The 19,425-nt window shown below is 60.6% G+C and carries 20 protein-coding genes; 3 read left to right on the plus strand and 17 right to left on the minus strand.

The window, feature by feature from the left end; all coding sequences use genetic code 11:
* Positions 1 to 56: 56 nt before the first annotated feature.
* Complete coding sequence (locus ACY9XZ_RS20555; protein ID WP_463458839.1) at positions 57 to 983, minus strand: transcription initiation factor IIB; 927 nt, start codon at positions 981 to 983, stop codon at positions 57 to 59.
* Between the two features lie 231 nt (positions 984 to 1,214).
* The gene (locus ACY9XZ_RS20560; RefSeq protein WP_463458840.1) at positions 1,215 to 1,619 is read right to left on the minus strand and encodes a hypothetical protein; all 405 of its coding nucleotides are present in this window, start codon (positions 1,617 to 1,619) and stop codon (positions 1,215 to 1,217) included.
* 206 nt (positions 1,620 to 1,825) lie between these two features.
* Here ACY9XZ_RS20560 and ACY9XZ_RS20565 point away from each other — a divergent pair, with 206 nt between their 5' ends.
* Positions 1,826 to 1,912, plus strand: a complete 87-nt coding sequence (locus ACY9XZ_RS20565; protein WP_463458882.1) for a DUF7837 family putative zinc-binding protein — start codon at positions 1,826 to 1,828, stop codon at positions 1,910 to 1,912.
* Here the strand turns inward: ACY9XZ_RS20565 and ACY9XZ_RS20570 are convergent.
* The gene (locus ACY9XZ_RS20570; RefSeq protein ID WP_463458841.1) at positions 1,900 to 2,802 is read right to left on the minus strand and encodes an HFX_2341 family transcriptional regulator domain-containing protein; all 903 of its coding nucleotides are present in this window, start codon (positions 2,800 to 2,802) and stop codon (positions 1,900 to 1,902) included. The genes ACY9XZ_RS20565 and ACY9XZ_RS20570 overlap by 13 nt on opposite strands.
* A 204-nt stretch (positions 2,803 to 3,006) precedes the next feature.
* On the opposite strand from ACY9XZ_RS20570, the gene ACY9XZ_RS20575 reads away from it, so the two are divergent.
* A complete protein-coding gene (locus ACY9XZ_RS20575; protein ID WP_463458842.1) occupies positions 3,007 to 3,789 on the plus strand; it encodes a hypothetical protein in 783 nt (260 codons plus the stop codon).
* A gap of 2 nt (positions 3,790 to 3,791) precedes the next feature.
* Entirely contained in the window at positions 3,792 to 4,232 is a 441-nt protein-coding gene (locus ACY9XZ_RS20580) for a hypothetical protein (protein WP_463458843.1), read from the plus strand.
* 543 nt (positions 4,233 to 4,775) lie between these two features.
* Here ACY9XZ_RS20580 and ACY9XZ_RS20585 read toward each other — a convergent pair.
* From ACY9XZ_RS20585 to ACY9XZ_RS20650, 14 genes are all read right to left on the minus strand, one after another.
* Entirely contained in the window at positions 4,776 to 5,642 is an 867-nt protein-coding gene (locus ACY9XZ_RS20585) for a DNA-binding protein (protein WP_463458844.1), read from the minus strand.
* Between the two features lie 127 nt (positions 5,643 to 5,769).
* Positions 5,770 to 5,955, minus strand: coding sequence for a hypothetical protein (locus tag ACY9XZ_RS20590; protein WP_463458845.1), 186 nt, complete (start codon positions 5,953 to 5,955; stop codon positions 5,770 to 5,772).
* 353 nt (positions 5,956 to 6,308) lie between these two features.
* On the minus strand, positions 6,309 to 6,638 hold the full coding sequence (locus tag ACY9XZ_RS20595; RefSeq protein ID WP_463458846.1) for a hypothetical protein: 330 nt from the start codon (positions 6,636 to 6,638) through the stop codon (positions 6,309 to 6,311).
* Positions 6,639 to 6,669: 31 nt separating this feature from the next.
* Entirely contained in the window at positions 6,670 to 7,182 is a 513-nt protein-coding gene (locus ACY9XZ_RS20600; RefSeq protein ID WP_220581160.1) for a PIN domain-containing protein, read from the minus strand.
* Positions 7,183 to 7,485 carry a hypothetical protein gene (locus ACY9XZ_RS20605; RefSeq protein WP_058365798.1) on the minus strand — a complete coding sequence of 101 codons (303 nt, stop codon included), beginning with the start codon at positions 7,483 to 7,485 and terminating at the stop codon, positions 7,183 to 7,185. It lies immediately after the preceding gene.
* Positions 7,486 to 7,556: 71 nt separating this feature from the next.
* Positions 7,557 to 7,883: a DUF7558 family protein gene (locus ACY9XZ_RS20610; protein ID WP_463458847.1), complete on the minus strand. Its 327-nt coding sequence runs from the start codon at positions 7,881 to 7,883 to the stop codon at positions 7,557 to 7,559.
* Positions 7,883 to 8,173, minus strand: a complete 291-nt coding sequence (locus ACY9XZ_RS20615) for a hypothetical protein (RefSeq protein WP_463458848.1) — start codon at positions 8,171 to 8,173, stop codon at positions 7,883 to 7,885. Before ACY9XZ_RS20615 ends, ACY9XZ_RS20610 begins: the two co-directional genes overlap by 1 nt.
* A gap of 193 nt (positions 8,174 to 8,366) precedes the next feature.
* A complete protein-coding gene (locus ACY9XZ_RS20620) occupies positions 8,367 to 8,855 on the minus strand; it encodes a hypothetical protein (protein WP_463458849.1) in 489 nt (162 codons plus the stop codon).
* A 127-nt stretch (positions 8,856 to 8,982) separates the two neighbouring features.
* Complete coding sequence (locus ACY9XZ_RS20625; protein ID WP_463458850.1) at positions 8,983 to 9,417, minus strand: hypothetical protein; 435 nt, start codon at positions 9,415 to 9,417, stop codon at positions 8,983 to 8,985.
* An 8-nt stretch (positions 9,418 to 9,425) separates the two neighbouring features.
* Complete coding sequence (locus ACY9XZ_RS20630; RefSeq protein WP_463458851.1) at positions 9,426 to 9,959, minus strand: DUF7342 family protein; 534 nt, start codon at positions 9,957 to 9,959, stop codon at positions 9,426 to 9,428.
* Positions 9,960 to 10,170: 211 nt separating this feature from the next.
* The gene (locus ACY9XZ_RS20635) at positions 10,171 to 11,439 is read right to left on the minus strand and encodes a phage NrS-1 polymerase family protein (RefSeq protein WP_463458852.1); all 1,269 of its coding nucleotides are present in this window, start codon (positions 11,437 to 11,439) and stop codon (positions 10,171 to 10,173) included.
* Positions 11,440 to 11,790: 351 nt separating this feature from the next.
* The gene (locus tag ACY9XZ_RS20640; RefSeq protein WP_463458853.1) at positions 11,791 to 16,137 is read right to left on the minus strand and encodes a primase-like DNA-binding domain-containing protein; all 4,347 of its coding nucleotides are present in this window, start codon (positions 16,135 to 16,137) and stop codon (positions 11,791 to 11,793) included.
* Positions 16,103 to 18,310 (minus strand): VirB4 family type IV secretion system protein, encoded by a 2,208-nt coding sequence (locus tag ACY9XZ_RS20645; RefSeq protein WP_463458854.1) that lies wholly within the window; start codon positions 18,308 to 18,310, stop codon positions 16,103 to 16,105. Before ACY9XZ_RS20645 ends, ACY9XZ_RS20640 begins: the two co-directional genes overlap by 35 nt.
* Complete coding sequence (locus ACY9XZ_RS20650) at positions 18,303 to 19,424, minus strand: hypothetical protein (protein ID WP_463458855.1); 1,122 nt, start codon at positions 19,422 to 19,424, stop codon at positions 18,303 to 18,305. The genes ACY9XZ_RS20645 and ACY9XZ_RS20650 overlap by 8 nt, the downstream gene beginning before the upstream one ends.
* Between the last annotated feature and the right edge of the window lies 1 nt (position 19,425).

The following is a 19,425-nucleotide window of genomic DNA, read 5'->3' on the forward strand; positions in this document are numbered from 1 at the left end:
TGGCTCTCACATCAATCAGCCTACAGACATACAACCGAAAATCAGCAGTGTGGGCGTTAGACAGCCAGTTCGTCCAGCGCGTCGCGGTGGGTCCGCACGGTGACCACCGAGACGTTCGCAGCTTCAGCAATGTCCGACTGGGTGAGCCACCGTCCGTCTTCGCGTCCGGCCTTGTACAGACAGGCTGCGGCGAACCCGGATGGTCGAACCCCCGTGGTTGCTCCGGTCGATTCGGATGCTTCCGCCAACTGTCGAGCCCGCTGCCGGATCTGATCGGAGACGTCGAGCTCCGAGGCCAACCGCGGAACGAACGCACTCGGCGTCACGGGTTGGGCTGGCAGGCCAAGTTCCGTATTCAGCGTCGTGTATGCGTTCGTCACCCGCGATTGCTCGACGCGCGCCGACTCGGTGATGTCGTCGAGCGTTCGCGGCCGCCCGTTACACCGACACGCCCCGTAGACACTCGCGGCGGCCATCGCCTCGATCGACCGGCCCTGCAGGAGGTCCTCGTTCTGAGCGCTGCGGAATAGCTGGCAGGCCTGGTCACGGATCGTCTCGGATAGTTCGAGCGCACTACTGATCCGGCGGACTTCACTAAGCCCGTGTGCGAGGTTGCGTTCAGCTTTCGACTGAAACCGCCCACGGGTCTGTTCACGCCGCATCCGAGCGAGCCGCCGTCGCTTCTGTCCTGAGAGTTCGTTCCCGTTCGCATCGGTCCCGCGGCCGATCTCCGTCGATAACCCTCGATCGTGTCGTGCCGCCGTCAACGGAGCACCCGTGCGCTCCCGTTCGTCTTCGTCGAACCCTCGCCACTCTGGCCCGTGGTCGATCCGCTGCTCGTCGATGACGAGCCCACACTCCTCGCAGATGGTTTCGACTGCGTTGGTAGTGACCCGCCCGTCGCACTCGGGACACAGGTTAGGGTTCGACTCTGTCTGGACGTCCTCGTCGAAGTCAGTTTCGTAGATGTCTCTGATTGCCATCGTTCTCACCGTGTTCAGGATACTCGCCAGTACAGCGAGCCCCTCACCCATTGAGGGGACAATAGACTCTATGCAGAACTGAAGTGCCTACACAGGGAGTCGGGTGAACTTCGACACCTGCCGTAAGAACGGCAAGAAGTGAACCGAGGTCCTCGCTGGGGCTACACCGATATGTCACTAGACCCCTTGTACACCAGATGAGCCCTTCCTAACCAAAATGATGGGTCTGGACTAATCGTCTCGCTTCAGTGCTGCGTAGTACGGCACGCCCATCTTCACCGCGCCAATGAGTCTGTAGACGCCGTAGACGGCGCCAAGGGAGATCCCGACGGTTACGGCCCCGAACTCCATCCCGAGCTCTATCAACATCGTCACACGCGGCAGCACGCGACTGAGCAACGGGACGGATTGCAGGAAGAGACCTGAATCGAGAACGAACGGTACCCCACCGTAGACGGCGAGCAGAGCGGCGTCCTTGAATTTCAGGACGCCAAAGAGGAGTAGCAGGCACACGCCACCGTATATCCATTCGAGGTTCTCTATAACGGCCTCCCGACCCACGGCGATAGAGGTGTCCTTGTTACCGGAGAAGTCACCTCGGATCTTGTTGATGGTCTGAAGGAGGTCGTCGAACACTGTCGGATTATCAGACTGGTCCAGCATAGGTCTTGTTCCGCGTTCCACTTTCACTTCGCTTGGATCGAATTTTTGAACGTATACTCCATTACTACACTTGGAGCCTGGAATACAGTGTCACACGCTCCAGCGCTCCGTCCCCTATGTCGTCGGAGCAATCGATCCTCGGAACCTGTCCGGCTTGCGACACCGAGATACCTGCAGGTATGCTCCTCATCGAGTACGAGAAGGACGGCCACCGAGCGGTCTACGCGGAGTGTCCATCATGCGAGGATCCTGTTCACCCCCGGTGAGTTTCCACCCACATCCGCCCCATCGTCGAGAGCTGCGTTTCGAGACGGTTTCCGACCTTCTTGCGGTCCACATACCCCTTCTCGTCGAGTTTCGAGACGTTGTACTGGATGCGACTTCGGAACGACTCGTCATACTCCTCGCCTTCTTCTTCGGCCAACTGCTCGGCGAGCGCCGACGTCGACGCAATCGGATCCTTTCCGAAGAGGAAGTTCAAAATGGTCTCCTCGAAATCCTCGATGTCACTGCCAGGCGACGAAGGGAACTCGACATACATCTGCCCGTCGAGGTCTCGGGCACCTTTAGTCACGCCATTTTCATCGATCTTGTTCAGCAGCTCCCGAATATTCGTGTACTGCGGATGGACTCGGATATCCTCACTCATCTGCTCAAAGAGATCCTTTGCGTCCTCCAGGGCGTCGATCATCTCGAGAACGAGGTACTTCTCAGGTGCGACGTAGTAGGTATGGAGCATATCTCGGATCCCCTCGACCTCGGACTGGTACTCGGCAATAATCGAATCAGCTGCCGTGGCGAAGGCGAATGCAGTCGTGCGGGGCATCGAGGAGATATTGACGAAGACCTCGTTCCCGTCCTCCAGCTCGTCGAGAATGTACTCGTGTGCGTCCGGATACAGCGTCTCGTACTGGTACAGCTCCTCGATATCAATAGGTTCCCGCTCAACTTCGACATCGATCAATTCGAAGGAGTTCTCCAGTCTGTTGGTCATATTCGATGCCAGCTCCGCAGCACGATCCGTCGCGTCATCGTCTGGATCGCCCTCGTGCGTGATGAGTACAACTCGGTCTGCCTCCAGCTCTCCTTTCGAAATCGGGTAGATGAGTCGATCGAAGTCGAATCCGACCGGGATGAAATGGACTCGTTCGCTCATGGTTCCCTCTGCCTGTGGTTCATGCTAAAGACCTTCGTTATACAATCGATACGTGGGAAGAGTTATGGTTTTAGTGGCCGATATATTGACTACACACCTTGATTAAGACGGCTTGTAGAAAATACGTCCAACATATTTATCCCTGTGCGGTGCGTAGTGTCACGACAGGCACCACCGAGACCACCCGTGCCTAAGAGACCCAGTATGCCGGAAACCGCTTCCCCCCGTCAGTTCGTCGCAAAAGTAGACCCCTTCAACGCCAATGAGCGTGACCTGTTCCGAGACCACGAATCGATCCCATACCTCCAGGTGAAGTACAGCGACTCCCACTGGCTCCTGAACAACCCCGTTGACGACCTCCTCGGCCCGAACCAGCAACTCATTCTGGTCGACTGGGAGGACGGCGAGAAACTGAAGGACCGCGATCCAGACCACGTCGTTCGCCGATGCCTCATGCTGGAGCCGTACATCGACTACGCCTGGCTGGGCGACCGATGGACGTACGAGAAGATGACCCCACGCGAGAACCGGAAGCAGATCAACACGTCTGTTGACCTCCAGCGCTACCTCGGAGAACAGTTCGAGCAGTTTGGGGTCGACTTCGAGTTCAATCCGATGGTACTCGGATGGAAGCCCTGGCACCTTCGACGATTCAGTGATCTGCTGGAGGACTTCGGGAACACGCTCGTAGGGTTCGACGCGACGGCGTACAGGTCGAAATACAACCAGGCGAACGACGTCAACCTCACCTTCGACGTGCTCGACATCGGCGGGATGTACGTGAACGGGTGCATCGGGCCGACTCACCTGAGGTATCTTCCGAATGGAGTCAAGGCGTTCTCCGGCAAGAGCCAGATCCTCAAGGAAGTACGACTCGACAACGACGAGTTCAGTCGCAACCTGCTGGGTCGAAGTATTGAGCGACGAATCAACGCATTCGAAAATCCCCAGACGGAGCTCGGGGAGTTCAACACCGCTACAACGTAATAATGCCACGCAAAGGAGGTAGTGGGGGCAACCCACCAGAAGGCGAGGAACAGACGATTCGAACAACCGAAGGTCTCGTCGCCGGAGCAGTCGACCGGTCGACGGAGTTCGAGGAGGACGAGCAAGGATTCGTCTACGGCGACATCGTCCACGACGAGGAACCGGAAGACCCGGAGGACCTAGTCGTGGTGAATCTCCCGGATATGCGAGCAGACGAGTGGGAGATGGACGAAGGAACTCTCGCTGACCGACACCCAGCGTGTCCGGCATGGGACGATGTAATCATCGTGGTCCCGCTGCTGGAGCTCGACGAGTACATGCCAGAGTGGGATGAGCGCGAGGAGGAGATCCCGCTCGGCCAACTAGAGGAGGATGACATCACCACGTTCGTCTACCCCCGCATGCGGCTGGACCTAGTCGAACCGTCCCACCTCCGAGACTGAGATGGCCGACGAACTGTGGCCGTTCTTGGTCTTGCTTGCCCTTTTGGTCCTCACAGGAACGTTCGGGACCGTTATGGGAGCGTTCGGGGACGTGGTACACCTCCTGTGTCCCGATCCATCGAACCCATTCAGCGTCTGGTGGTGTTAGGTGTCCCGCATTGTCTATGATCGAGGCCCCTTCCTGCAGGTTCGTTGGCGGTAGGTCTTCCTAGGCGTCCAGTGCGGCGGCTAACTGTGCTTCGACGATCGGTGAGTACGGTCGTCCGGCGAGCTTCGAGAAGGTGGATGCGAAGCCGTTCGCGGGCTGTGAGAGTATGTTCCTTGTACATCGTTGCTCAGGGCACGTTGTCTGCCTCTACTTCCCCTCTGGGTGCACACAAACACCCTCTCTCAACCCCGGACAGCCGTCTCACCGCGCTCCTCTCAAGGGTGCGATCCCGGTCGTGGCTGCCGGCCGACCAGCGGGAGGCCGGGAGCGGAGGGTGGGGTGGCGGGGTCTGGGCCGGTCCGGCACACAGCAAAAAAGAAGGCTGCGTCAGCTGGCTATTCTTCCCACCACCGACCGCGCTCTGGGAATTCGATCCGACTCCAGCCCGTGATGGCGAGACTGCACCGACCTTGGTACCAGTTCTTCTTGACTGCTCTGAATCTGACTGTCTGCCCCTCTCGAACCACCGTTTTCCCGCTCTTCTCCCAGATCGTGAATTTCGTTCGCCCGCTCTCGTCTTCGATGAGCCCGACTTGTTGAATTGAGTTGTCACTTGGGGTCCAGAGCTCGGTGATTTCACCCTGGACCGTTACCTCTCCGACCGGGACGTCCGGCACATCTGCGATGGGCACGATTGCACCGGGGACTGCCTTCAGTTCCTCCAACGTCTCCAGCACCGCCTTCGTCACGTCCTGGCCGCGCTGCACCTTCTCGGCCAACTGCTTTGCGACGACTGCTCTCGACCAACCGCCCTGCACTTCGTCGCTGATCCGCATTGCCTGCTTGTTCACCGCCGCGAGTTCCTCCTGCGTCAGCTTCTCTCGGGGATCCGTGCGCTCCACCGGTTCGGGCTCGTCCCGGCCACACTGCTTGGTGACGACCTCCCGCGTCCGCTTCGCGCGTCCCTCCTGCTCACTGAGTTCCGCCTGGGCACTGATGTGCTCCAGCTCGGCTTCCCGGGCCTCGATGCGCTCTTCCTGTTCGAGGGTCTTCCCGAACAGGTGATCCGGACCTTCCTCGACCCGCGCGTCCGGATGGTTGGAATCGACTTTCGCCTGCACTTCCATGTCGACCGTCGCCCGGAACTCCGGCGTCTCGTCGACGACCTCGAAACCGTCCTCGTCGACATCGACGTCATCGTGTTTCTCGAAAGCCTGTTCATCGACCGAAACTACTTCACTGGAGACGTTCTTACTTGACATTGGAACTCACTGGTTCCTGAAGGCGCTCACGCGCCCGACACCGCGATGCTCCTACATCGCGGATTTCCTCGACGACAACGACCGACAGACTCGTCTGCGCGCTCTCGCTCGCGCCTTCGCGAGCGCCCTACCGGGCGCGAGCGAGAGCGCGTCCGAGGCGGACGACCATCCAGCACCGCGCGCCGACCCGCCCGGAGCGAGCGGCCAGCGGGATATGCCCGCTCGTGTCCGGCCCGATGTGCGGGTCCGTGTCCAGGGCAACTGTCGCCGAGAACGCGCGCCGCGGTGTGGCGCGCGACAGCGCAGGCGGCACAAAGCGCTGGAACGCGAAAGCCCGCAAGGGGCGCAACCGACGGGGATACCCGCTGGCGCCGAGGGCACATCCATTTTAGCCCGGAACGGGCGCGGGCGGTGCGGAGAGCGCCCGCATGCCCGGAATGGTCGGTCGCGAGCGACGCGGAGGGCGGCAGCGGCGAGCGGGGCGGGCCATAACGGACACACCTGTCTAGCCGGCCGCGACACTCGGCGATCCAGCTACCGTCCTGGCGGATTCAGAAAGGGCGAGGCCGTCTCGGTCGTCCCCCGACCCCGCAAGCACCACAGGCACGAGGAGCGCAGCGGTGGTCGCGGGATGCCGAGCGGCCGAGGGCTTTCAGAAACTGTATTTCAATCGTCGTGCTGCGCGTTCAATTCTGTCAGGAACTGGCCGGCTGCTGTCCCGATACGAACACCGTCGACGTTACGCATCTCAAGGTCATGCGTGGCAGTCCGAAAGGGGTAGTGGTCGACGAGGATGCGATGGATAACAGTTCGGACGGGGCCGGTCCCGTACCTATCGACAACAGTAGCCATCATCTCGTCGAGATGTGCGTCCCGGTGCTCCGTCCGGGGATGCTGTGCGCGTTCGAGGATGAGTTCGACCACGTCATCAACTGATGCGTGCTCGGGATTCTCCGTTCGTTCACAAACGTCGTAGAGAGCGTCGTTATCGGACATTCCAAATCACTTCGAAGGATCCTCCATGGTGTTAGGTCCCCTCGAGCAACGAGCGAGCTCGCTGCACGTAACTGTTCGCGCCCCAGCTACGGGCGTCACTGATCGCATCGAGGAGCAGCCGCGCATCAGCAGCTGATAGGTGTTCAGTTCGAACGAGAACCGAGAGCAGTGTCGGTGTTGTGACGAGCCTGGTATCAGCGAGGGAGGCGTGGATCAAGCCAAGTTGGTTGAACTCGTCACAGAGAAAGAGCGCAGCGTCGAGATCGTTCGCGAGGGTGACAGCCGCGTTTTCACCGTCATCGAGCGGAAACTCGGCATCGAGGTCGACCGACTGTGTCGTGAATGACTCCGTTTGGTCGAGGACGGCGGACGCGGCGTGTCCATGGACGTCCTCGTAGGATGCAATCTCTCGGAGTTCATCGATGACCGCCGTTGGGACGACGACCTCGTACCGGGAGAGACAGAGTGCGAGTGGATCGGGATCGTCGTCAGTAACGATGCCGAGACTCACGAGGGCGGAGGCGTCTGCGATAAGCCGCGACATCTACGCGTCGGCGACCTCGTCGATGAAGTCCTCGTCCAACTGCTGTTTCAACACTCGGAGATTTGCCGCCTCCTCGGCGCCGACGAGCGCTTTGAGTTGCTCGAAGGTGATCTCATCGTCGTAATAGGCGGCAGCGATCTCCTGGGTGAGTGCGTCGTCGTGAGCGGCGTCTTGGAGGTACTCCCGAAGCGCGGTCACGAGGATGTCTGTTCGGTCTTCCCCGAGGACTGCGGCCAGTGCGTCGGCCCGGTCGATGAGCCGATCGGGGGCCCGAAACTGCACGCGCTTCTTATCGGTGCTCATGATGTGTACATTGTGAGCCAGCGCACTTAGCCGTTTTCGTGTGTACGATGTGAGCCTCACTCGGCCAAGCGTCACTCGGCCACGAGGTGCTCCGTGAGGTCGCGCGTCCAGTACGTCGCGAGCCCACCAGGGCTACAGCGAGCACACAGTTGGAGCGGCCCCTCGAGATGGCCGAGTTCGACGCGGAACCGGGTAAGTGCCGCGAGGGCGTCGACGACCAGTCCGCACCCGTCGCAGGCGTGGTGGTCGCGCTCGTCGGGATCCGACCGCGTCTGGGTGGCGCAGTCGACACAGATTGGGTGCGTCACCCGTTCGTCTTTCCCCCACGTATGCGCCTCGCCCATCTCTGCACCGGGCGGTGAATTGCAGAACGCACACCCAGAAAGCGTCTGTTGCATCAGTTGTCCTCCGCGTCGGCGTCGATGGCGGCCTGCCAGCCACGATGGAACACGGCGAGCTGGGTGATCGACTCGAAGGGCGTGCTACTGGGCTCGTGGACGAGAATGCGGTGGTCAGGGATCGGCGTCACCACATCGTCCTCGACGAGGTCGCCAACGAGACGGCGGGCAGTCGCCTCGTCGATGTCCGCCGTCGCGACCCGGGACGCATCCCGGTCCTGTGCAACGAGTTCGGTTTCGAGCCGGTCGTAGTCGCCTGTCGTGTCGTCGATGATATCAGGTCCAGACATAGGAACTCACGCTTCTGCACGCGCTTCGAGCGCGCCTCACGCCTCCTGGCGCCGATAGACACACCTGCGGTGCGGGCACGATGTCCCACGTCAGCGATCTGCCTCCAGCTAGCCGTTCCTGGTTGGAAGAAAGCATGACGCTACTCCAACACCTACTGTAAGCCACCCCTTGCTGTCGGTCCCCGTCTGTCTGTTAGAACCAGATCACGAGCCCGGTCACGAGTGTCACGAGTCCGAGTGCCAGCCACGTCGTCCGCGCTGCAAGGCGCTGCCAGAACCGCTGCCCCAGCTGGCGGAGTTGATCACGGAGGGCTGCCCGCCGTTCCGTTTCCAGGACCGCGACTTCGTCGTAGTAGTCGCGGCGATCTGCGGGAAGCGTCCGGAGTGTCGTCTGGCACTCGCTGCAAGTGTATTCGAACTCTGCCCGGACGTGCTGGCGGCGGAACTCTTGTTCGCCGCCCTCGTCGTAGCCGGTGACCTCGTACACAAGGAGTTTCGAGACGAATCGACGGTTCCCACACTCCGGACAGTGGTTCATTCTGAGCGTTGGCGTTCCATCCTCGCTGCTTGCATCGTCTGGCCAGGATGTCTGTGGCTCTGTGTCCTCGGTCTCTCGGGGTGGGCTCGTGTGGTTTTCTGACGGCGATGCACTGTCTGCCTCGGAGTTACTGAACGTAGACATGGATTCACCTGTGACTGCACTCAGCTGACACCAGACTGGACACCACGACGGCTCTCGTGGTGGTGCCCATCGCGCTGAGCGCCGTCACCCTTGGTCGGCGCGATAAACGCCACTGCGGGGGAGTCGTCTAGTCGTCCCACAGTACTGCAATCCGGTCTTCGATCTCGTCGAGGACGAGTCGCAGGACATCACGATGATCGGTCGGCCAGGAGTCATCGTCACCGGGCGTCGGGGCGGTGGGTGGGGGATGGAAGTGGTCGCGCGTATTGTGGGGGTTCGGATGCCGATCCCATCGGCATTCCCAGGTGTGCTCCGAATGGACCTCTCGATAGTGGATTGTGAAGTCGTCGTTCGTGTACCAGCGGACAGTCAGGGTTGCGTCGTCGACGGGTGCTGGGTAGTACGATGAGGCAAAGACGACCTGAAGCCCGAGATGGCCGCTTGCATCCGTGATGACCGCTTCGGAGACCTGCCTCGTCGCTTGGAGCCGCGTCTGAAGGAACTCGAGGATGGGACGATCGATGGGGGCAGGGCTCCCGCCATCCCCTGTCGGTGGCGCCATCAGGCGGGCTACCCGGATGCCTGTTCGCGCTCGCCACCCGTGCGTTGCTGGCGTGCGCGTTCGTAGCGGTCACGCTCCTCGCGGGCGGTCGCCCAGTCGGCGAGGTCGCTGTACACGTCGTCGATGGTCCGTTCGTCGCTGGCTTCCGCGGCGGCGACGGCGTCGACGGCGGCCGGTGACGCGGCGTCGTACGCCTCCTCATACTCGGTGATGCGCGTCGTCAGCTCACGAACGCGGTCCTGGAGTTCCTCGACAGAATGGTCGGCTGCGAGCTGGTTGATGCGTCGCCACTCGAAGTACGCGTCATTACGCTCGTAGGTGGCTGGGTGGCCGTCGTGTCGGGTAACGATGCCGAGATCGTCGAACCAGCCCAGATACTTTCGGGCGGTCTTGGGGTCACAGTCGGCGCTGTCGGCGATCGCGCTTGCCGTCGTCGGCTCGCGGGTCTGCAGGATGGTGCCGTAGATACGTTGTTCGACGTCGTCGCTGGCGAACGCATCCTCAAAGGGAGGTGGCCCATCGGGGGCGTCTGTCTCGGACATACTCAGAATTGCAGGTCTAAGGATATAGTTCTTACTTCGAGGAATAGTTTCCCGAACAACAGTATCCTGCGATAGCCCCCATTTTGCGGCGAGATTGAGCGTAGTTAACCAACAAACAGCGCAATATAGCGAGAACGTTGGTTAATACTTCTATCTCGCGGAACCAGAACTCTCGAGGGAGGGCTTCTCGGATGAAGATGACGCGGCGCTACTACTCGGACTGGCCACCGAAGAATCGACTCAACATAGAGGGTGATTCTGAATCGTCATCGGTCTCTCTCGCAGTACCGGAGTCTTCCTCGTGAGACTGCGCAGTCTCCCGGTCACGGGTTGCGAGTTCGTCGGTGAGCCGCTCGACCTCTGCTTCGAGAGTCTCGATCCGCTCCGTCTTCTGTTCGAGTGTTGCTTCGAGCTCGTCGACGCGCTCGCTCAACAGTCGGTTTTTCTCCGTCAGGTACGCACGACTCCGGTCTGCCTCGTCAGGTGTCCCGCCAGCTGTGACCTCGTCAGGTGTGCCGTTGGGATCTGCGGCGTCGTCGCCGGCGTCCGGGTTGTAGAACTCCGATGTGGTCGCAATCGCTCGCTCGATGGTCTTCTCGCCGTAGGTCGACCCGTCAGCGTAGTGAACCTCGTCCCATTTCTCGCGGTGGAGTCCCGACTGGCGGAACAGGTGATCCATCTGCGTCTGGTCGCCGCCGGTCCAGAATGCAAGCAAACAGCACAGCGCCATGTCGGCCTCGGACTGACTGTCGTAGCCGACCGTATTCCCGTTCCAGAGCTGCTCGAACTTCTCGCCGTTCGACGCGTTCCGTGCTTTCTCGAGGAGTTCCTCATCCTCGAGGTCGACGTCAACGTCGACGTCGACCGCATCGGTCGTCGGTGACCGGGCGGCAGCGCCACCACGCTGTTCGGACTCGGATGCTGTGTCGCGCTCGATGTCTTGGACGTACTCACGGTGAATCGCTGTGAGCGCGTCCTGACGACGTGCAACGCGCGTCGGTGTCCGCTCGACGTGGTCGCCAGTAACGGTGAAAAAGCGTGCCGTGTCATACAGTTCGACGCTTCCACGTCGGTTCCGCCCGTCTGGGAGTGTGCCGGTGATCAGGACATGATAGCCGGTGCCGGATGGAGATATCTCCGTATAGGAGTCGAGTCGCTCAATGATGTCCAGCGCTGCGTCGTCGACGTCGCCGGTTTCCGGGTCGCGGCAGTCGTCCAGATCGACGCCGACGATGGGATCGTCGTCAGTAAACACGAACCCGATGCCATCGGCGTGCTCTGTCTCGGTGTAGTCGAGTGCTGTCTCGAAACTCGCCCAGGTCTCTGACTCGGTTGCTGACGCGAACCCACCAGCTCCTGGTGTCACCGGAATCTTCGTCGGTTTGCCGTCTCGCTCCTCTTCTCGCCAGCACACCCATTGGTCGCGTTCGAGCAACGTCTCCGGGATCTGCTCCGGTTCGTCGATACTAATCTCACTCATCCTCACACAGTACCTCGCATGGCTCTCACTGGCTCTGAGCCAGCACAGACTTCACGCTGCTCTACGTCTCGATCCAATCCCTTGGTCCCAACGGGGACCCCCCGTTCTATCCTAGTTGGTTGTTGGGTGGAACACCCGCTATAGCAGGTTAAAAATCGCTGGACGTGAGCGTGTTCCACCCATTTCGGTCGGTTCGTTGGTGTTCCACCCATTGAGAATTTGGGTGGAACATACCGCTGTCGGGTGATTCTCGACTTGTGAGTCTGGTGAGTTGAAATCATGATTCTGCTTGGGTGGAACAGGTCCCGAGATGTCGCGATGATATCGGGAATTGGACCGTGTACGTCCATTTCATGACTCTGATCTCTCTTCAGAGCGAATGCGGACACCAGTGTAATGCCAGACGGGTTCCCCGTCGATTCGCTTCTTCGTGGAGTCCACCTTGATGTGGGTGTTGAGCTTCCGTGTGAACCAGCTCTTATTCAGCGGATCATCGATGCCGTGTGCCTCTGCCCAGTCGTTGTAGAGGCCGAATACGTCATCTTTCGGCACGGCCCCATCCACGTCTTCGATAAGATATTCGTCGACAAACGCTTCGAACGACGGTGGCGATTGGTCTTCCTGGTCTTCCTCGACAGTCTCATCTGCCTGTTCGATCTGACTAGGTAGTTCGTCAGCGGCCGCTGATTCGGGCGATGCCGGACGGAGCGGCCCGTCGGTGATTGCCGAGAGTGGACGCTTCTCATCGTTTTCATATACGACCGATTCCGCCTCATCGTGAAGGATAACGATGCCATACGTCGAACGTGTGTAGTCTGGTACGGGGAGTTCGGCTTCGGGGACGAATGGCTTCTTGATACGCACCCAGTCGCCCTCGAACGCCGATTTCGTCTCGTAGATGTGTTGCTCACCGTGCTCATATACGACGTACTCCTCGGCAGCGTGGTCGTAGCTGTAGATGGCTGGAACACGATCTTTCGAGAGTTTTTCAAGCGATGGGAGGCGGATGTGTTCCGTCTCGATGGCATCACGAAGGACGATTTCGTCGCCATCACGCTGCCAAATATTCTGGGTCCCGTTCTCGTCGTCGGTCGCCGGTCGCACGGCCGTCACTCCACCTTCTTCGGTCGCTCCACCGTTGAACGTGAGATTCGAGCCGGTCGTGTAGAACCGTGTCTCTCCATTCTGGAGGGTACGGACGGGTGGTGTGAGAATGCCGTCGACACGCTCGGCCCACTCAGTTTCGTCGTTTCCTGGTCGAACGACAAACAGCGGGATATCTCCTGCTTCCTGGGCCTTCCGGAGGTTCGTGAGCACCTTCGCGGGATTCTCGGGTGTCGTCGTTTCGACTTCGATGGCGAATCGATCGGCAACGTCAGGGTGGCTCGCCTTCGCGTCAGGTTTTTCGCTGCCATCCTGTGCGAGGATCGAGACAGTGAAGCCGAGTGCGGTAAGCTCTTCTTCGATCTGGCGGAGTGCTGCGTCGTGAGCACTTCCACCAGCGGCCTGCACGTCACCAGTATCAGGTGTCGAGACATCCTCTCCGGCGTCAGTGAGCCGGATGCGGAGCTCGTCGGCGTCGATATCGACGGTCGTATCGAGGTATCGTGATCGCTTGCGAATATCTGCGAGTGCATCATACGATGGCGGGTCGGCGTCGACGTCGTCGAAGAGCCGTCTGAGTTCGTCGTCAACTGCTTCGACGGCCACCCAGCCGTTCTCCTCGCGGCATCCCTCTCGAAGTTGGAGACTCCGAACCACGTTCGCAATCGCGACGTCCAGGTCGTCGCTCGCGATATCGAGGACCTCGTGTCCGTCGGCAGGTGTGCTCGTTGTTGAGGTGTCTGGCTCAGCCGGCACACCGTGTTCGTCGCTGATGTTCTCGTGCATCGAGGAGAGCGTCTCAGTGAATTCCTCCTCTTCACGCGCTGTGAGAGGCGATTCACTCTCGGGGTGGCCCGGTGGAATCGGGAGTGGTTCGAGACTGAACGGATACGGCCCCGTTTCACCGAACGTCGGGCTTGGCAAGCTGGCGATCCACTCTCCGCGCGGCAACGAACGAATCCGATTGGCGAAATCCGCGGGGTCCATCTCTTCGTGGGCCATCGCTCGCGCCAGCTCTCGGTCGACGTTGATTTTCCCGATGAGTGAACTGCCGATGTTGTTCAGAGCATTCAGGTAGATTTTCCGCCCACCTTCAGCCTCCATCTGTTCGGGGAACTGCATCGACAGGCCAACAGAGAGGCGAAAGCCCCGCCCTTTCTCGAGGAGATCGTTCATGATGTCGGAGACCACGACCGACGCTGCCTCGTCAACGAGCAAGTTCACGACGTAGTCGTCCGAGTGCTGGGAGAGCGCCTGTTTTCGATCCTTGAGGGCTGCATCGAGATTCGTCAGGATCACACCGGTCATGATCCGGGCGGCGTCGTCGCGGAGGTCGCCGAGGTCGAAGAGGATGACCGTATCCTCGTCGAGGACATCCCGAAAGTCGAACTGGTTCTCGGTATTATTGAAGATCTGCCGCAGGTGCGTATCCTGTGAGATGTAGGCGAGACGGTTTCCGACACCGCCCATCACGTTCGCGAAGGTGTTCGAGTCTAACTGGAGCTGCCGTCGAATCGTCCGGGTGACCTCCTCGTCGCTCGACCGCGGGGCGTCGCCGATGTTCTCGTTCGGTGGCCCGGCCTCCCAAAGCTGGTCGACGACGTGTTCGAGCTGTCGGTGGGCGAAGTAGTCCGTCGACGCTCGGTAGAGCCCGTTCTCACGGCCGTATTCCTCGTCGAACAGTGCCTTGATGAGTGTCTTGATGAGAGTCGGGGCTACAGTCGCCCGCTCGTAGCGGTCGGTTCCCATCACGAGCTTCAAAATCTCTTCGTAGTGGTCGGCCTTCCGTTGGACGGCGTCTTCGCGGCGCCGTCCGCTCTCCATCGACGGTTCGAGATCGAAAAACGAGAACCCGGGGAGGACGTCCGGGATCGGGAAGTGGACGACGTTCTCTTCGAGGTCGGTCATTCCGAACCGACGTGCGTGAGCCCGCATGTAGTTCTGGGCCATGTCGTCGTTCTTCGGGATGAGGAGAATGGTCGGCCCCTCGGTGTTATCGTACAGCGACAGCAGATCGTTGATCAGGGCCTTCGACTTCCCAGAGCCGGTTGTTCCGAACCGGCCGTAATGTGTGGGTAGCAGTCGGGGCGGAATCTGTGTCGGCTCGTCTTCGGCCTCGCCGGTGTCGTCGAGGGCATACCCGATTGCCATCCCGTCTCGGAACTCACGCATGAGGTCCTGATGCGGACGGGGCAGCGGATTCCGACTCTGCTGTTCCGCACGCGTCCCACGTGTCCCCTCGACAGTAAGCTGTTCCGAGGAGGGGACGAGTACGAAGTGCGCGAGTTCTCGGCCGCTCAGGACGAATTCCGGTCGGGTCGTCCCACGACCGGTCGTGATCTCACGATCCAAGAGCCGCTGCAGCGCCGCTCGGGCGTTTCGTTCTTTCGTGGCTGCCCGGAAGCCGCTGTCGCGTACCCGTTCGGCCGCAACCTCGTAGTACGGTCCGTCAAGCGGGTCGAATACTGGGACAAGTGACTGTATCCGCTCATCGAGATCATCGTGACCGTCACTACCGGATGGAATCCCGATGGCTCGAATGTTCGCGGTGAACGACCGCTTCGGATTTTTCGCCTCGATTGCCGCGACACGTTTTGCAACGGCGTCGCTCAGCTGGTTTCTGTCCCGGCTCTCCGACTGATCGTCGAGTTCGAAAAGGGAGCCAATAATTTCCTGAGCGAGTGTGTCTCGACCGTCGATGACGTCTTCTTTGCGAAGATCGGCATCGGACTGCCAGCTCTCGCGTCGCTGGAAGACGACTTGGAATGCTACTGGTGCTGTCGCCTCCATTAGGTGGTCGACGAGCGACGCGAGCGCACCTCCTGGCTGATCGACGGCTGGGAGTTCCGCTTCGTCGTCTGCAGTAAATGGCGAGAGTGAGGTCATCCAGTCTTGCTTCCGAGTTGCCGACCCTTGCCACCGCACGCCGAGTGGGGAGACGGATTCGGTCGCTGGCCGCGCGAGTATCGTCCCCTCCGATGTTACCGTTGGTTTGGCAAGCGTCGTGAGTGGCTCATCCTCGGGAATCGCATCTGGTGGGGCGAGTTCGAGGGCAGTATCGCCGATCTCGATGATGTGGTCGGCAGACTGGTCACCGACCGTTCCTCCATCCGCGACCGATTCGGCGTCCCCTGGCCCCGATTGTTTGTTGTCGTCAGTGCCACGTTCGTATTGCTCGTCAGGGTCGAATTCGTACTGGAGGTCGCCCGCCTCATAGTGCTCGACGAATGTCTCGCGGTCGAATTCGACAGGCTGTACGAGTCGGGATGCGATGTCGACCTCGGTACGCTCGATGTCGAACGTCTCGGGATAGACCGACCGGAGCCGCTTCTCAAGGGTATCCAGATGGTCGTCGGCACCGTAGTAGAATTCGACGGGGTCATCTTTCCCCTCGCTCAGCGCGAGGAATTCGAAGCGTAGCGGTGTGTCGCTATGTAGCGGATTGAGTTTGTCAGCTAGCCCTGTCGAGTCCGTTGAGGTCAGTTTGTGGAGGCTCTCCAGTGCCTGCGGCAGACGCTCCGGATTGAGCCGTTCGGAGGTTGGCGTCACGCGAAGGTACTCACGCATCGTCGTCACCTCCCGTTTCACCGCCATCAGTCTCTGTTGGCGTCCGCTCAGGTGTGTGTTGTCCGTTGTCGGTCGCTCGGCTTTCAATATCGTCTTGGAACGCCTGCACCTCCGCGTCCACAGCATTCTCACCAGTCCCGGGGAGTGAGTCTCGCCGTTGCTCGGTTGGCTCGAAGTCGATGACCTGCTTCTCCTTGGGCATCGCTTTGACCTGGATCCCACGCCACTCGCCGTCGACGCCCACTAGGGCCTCGGAGAAGCCGGCGTCCTCGTTACCAGGAACGGCGTCCTGGACGAACCGCATCTGTGCGTAGTTCAGACCGAACTCGTCGGCCCACTCCTTGTCCATCCCGTCGAGACGGTGGAACTGCTTGACGGCGCACTGGTCCAGAATCGCCTCGGATTCGGCGTGCTCGAAGAACTCGTCGACGGTCTGCGTGACCAGTCGGATCGAGAGGTCGTGGTGACGGTGGTGGCGGAACACCGTCTCGAGGAACGCTAGGCTCGCGGCGTCCTGCATGATGTAGCGGGCCTCGTCGATGTAGAACACGACCTCCTTCTCCGAGACCTTCGCTCGCTCGTAGACCAGCGAGATGAGCAGCTGCATGGTCAGCGCCGTACTGCTGTCGACGCTCCCCTCCTGCTGGGCGAGGTCGAGATAGATGACCTTCTCGTCCCGGATGTCGAAGTCGGATTCCTGGCCGAGGTTGGCGTGGCGACCGTCGTCCTCGAAGGGGCGGAGCTGGTCGAGGAGCCACGTCGCATCCTCCTTGATCTTCCCTGCCTCTTCGTCGGACCGGACGACGAACTCCTCGGGGTCGTCGACCATATCCTCGAACACGTCCATCATATCACGGATGGTCGGACTCGGATTGTCGTGCGTCGAGATGTCGTCGGTGATGCCCTGACGCTTGTAGGCACGCTTGAGCCCGAGTTCGAGCGTCGTCCGTCGGTCGCCCAACGAGATGCCGCGGAGCGCGAAGAAGTTCGTGAGGAAACTCATCGCGTCGTCGAGCTTCTCGTTGAACGGGCTCGCGTCCTCGCCCATCGCCCGCTGGACGTGTTCGGGCGTCTCGCGGATCTCCAAGGGGTTCAGCCCGAGCGTCCCGCCGACGGTGATTCGCTTGGCGTCGAGCGCCTCTGAGACCCCCGCCCAGTTGTTCAACGGCTCGAGGATGATGCCGATACGGTCCTTGCTCTGCTCGATGGAGCGGATGAAGTTCTGCTTGGAACTGAACGACTTCCCCGAGCCGGTATCGCCCACGGTGAACATCGCGTACCCGTTGTCCCGGGCGAACGGGTCGATGACCACGGGGCTTTGATTGTCTTTGTGAATCCCGAACTCGACGCCGCCCTCCTCGAGGATCGTAGCGTTGTGAGGCGAGGAGAGTAACGCGCCGACGGCGCCGCCGAGCGCAATCGACGTCCGCCCGAACTTGTTGTCGCCGATGGGTGCGGCGGACTGGAGAGCGAGATCCTGCCGACAGATTGCGGTCTTCGGCGTGAGGTTCGCCGGGTCGTCGCGGAGCGCGCTCTTGACCGTCTGGACGGCATCTCTGAGCTCGTCTTTCTCGTCGGCCCGGACGGTGATGAACATCCCCTGGTCGAAGACGTTCGCGCCGTTCTCGACGGCCTTGTACGTCGCTGCGGCCTCGTTGGCGCGTTCCTGCAGGTAGGCACTCCGGATACTCTGTTCGAGGTCAGCATCGACCTGGAGGTCGTCCGCGATGTCTTGCAGTTCGTTCCGAGCCCGCTCCTGATTTTTCGGCGTGATGTGGGCCGTCAGATCGAACTGGACGTCGGTCATCTCGAAGAGGTCACTCAGATATCCGTCGTTGGGATAGTCGGCATAGTTAGCGATATACAGCGTCGTCGTCCACTGCTCGCCGACCCGTGCGGCTCGCGTTTCCCACTCGACAGCTCCGGGCGCGGTAACGGTCTTGTGCGACTCGGAGATGTCGTCGAGGAGCTTGCGTTCGGCCTCGCCTTCTTCGAGTGTCTCCTCGTCGAGGACATCGGTGAAGTCCACGTCTGGTTCATCATCCGCAGTGAAGCGGTCCCAGAGGTACTTACTGCCGACGCCGAGGCCGAGACCCACCACAAGGGCTAGTACTGCACTCTCTGCTGGTGTCAGGTTCTGGAGCCACCCGGCGACGGGGCCAAGCGCGCCACCACCGGTCTGGAGGAGCACGTTACGCATCGTGTGGGTCCTCCCGGCGCGAGTGGCCGATGATCGATTGGTCGCGAACGACACGTTCTGCCTCGTCGTAGTCGTGTTCGCGGCCGTTCCAGAAGTCCATATTCAGGACGAACAGCTCGACCGTGCTGAGGCGGCGTGCGGACCACCCCGACGCCTGCTGTATGAGTTCGGAGCGAACGTCGTTGACGCGACTGTCGAGTTTCTCGAACATCTGGGCACGGCGCTCGACGTCGGTGAGGTCCTCACGGCGGGTGACGAACGGGTTGAACAGGAACCCGATGACCGGGAACTGGGTCAGCTTCTCTGCGGGGGTGCCCTCGTCACGGAAGCGGTCGTACACTTCTATCGGGCTGACTTCAACGCCGATGTAGTACCGGACCTGCTGAATACCCCGGTCACGCATCTCCTTCGGCCGTGTCTCTCGGTACTCTTCGAGGAGTTCCCGGAAAATCGGGTTCTCCGTGACGTCTTCGTCGGTGAGTCGGTCCTCAATGGTCTCGGTGATCTGCTCCACCGGAAATGAACGGGTTGTGGCGTGGAGTTTGAGCTTCGAGTCCAGCTCTTTGTTGGCGAACTCTTCGCCAGCGTCCTGGAGCTGCGCCCAGTCGTCGGACATCGCGAAGTCCATGTTGGCCGGATCGATCTCGATGAACGCCTCCATCGCGCCGTCTTCACGCTGGGTGGCACCAGCGCCCGGCCACGCCCGCTTGATGTTCGTGAGGTCCTGTGTCCGCTCGTCCGGCTTGAACGGCGTGTAGTTCGCGAGTCCGCCTTCGTTCCGCTCTGACTCGTTGGTACTCGTGTCGGCGTCGGCGGGCGCACTGAACGTGACCTGAGGCCGTTTGAGGTACCGATAGACGTCTTTGGTCCACGTCCAGGCGTTCAGGTGGGTTGGTGAGACGTAGATGACGGCGACGCCAAAGCCAAGCCCGCCAGCAACGAACGGGAGGGCCAGTGATTCGATCCCGGTGAGGCCCGCGATAAACAGCCCAATAATGGGGAAGGCGATGAGCATGCCAACGTCTCCTTCCTCGATATTGAGATACGGGATGCGGCTCTCCTCGCCGAACTGATCCATGATACGCCGTGCGGCTGCGTCTTGATCTGCTGACATT

The organism is Haloarcula sp. HT12, assembly GCF_055271655.1.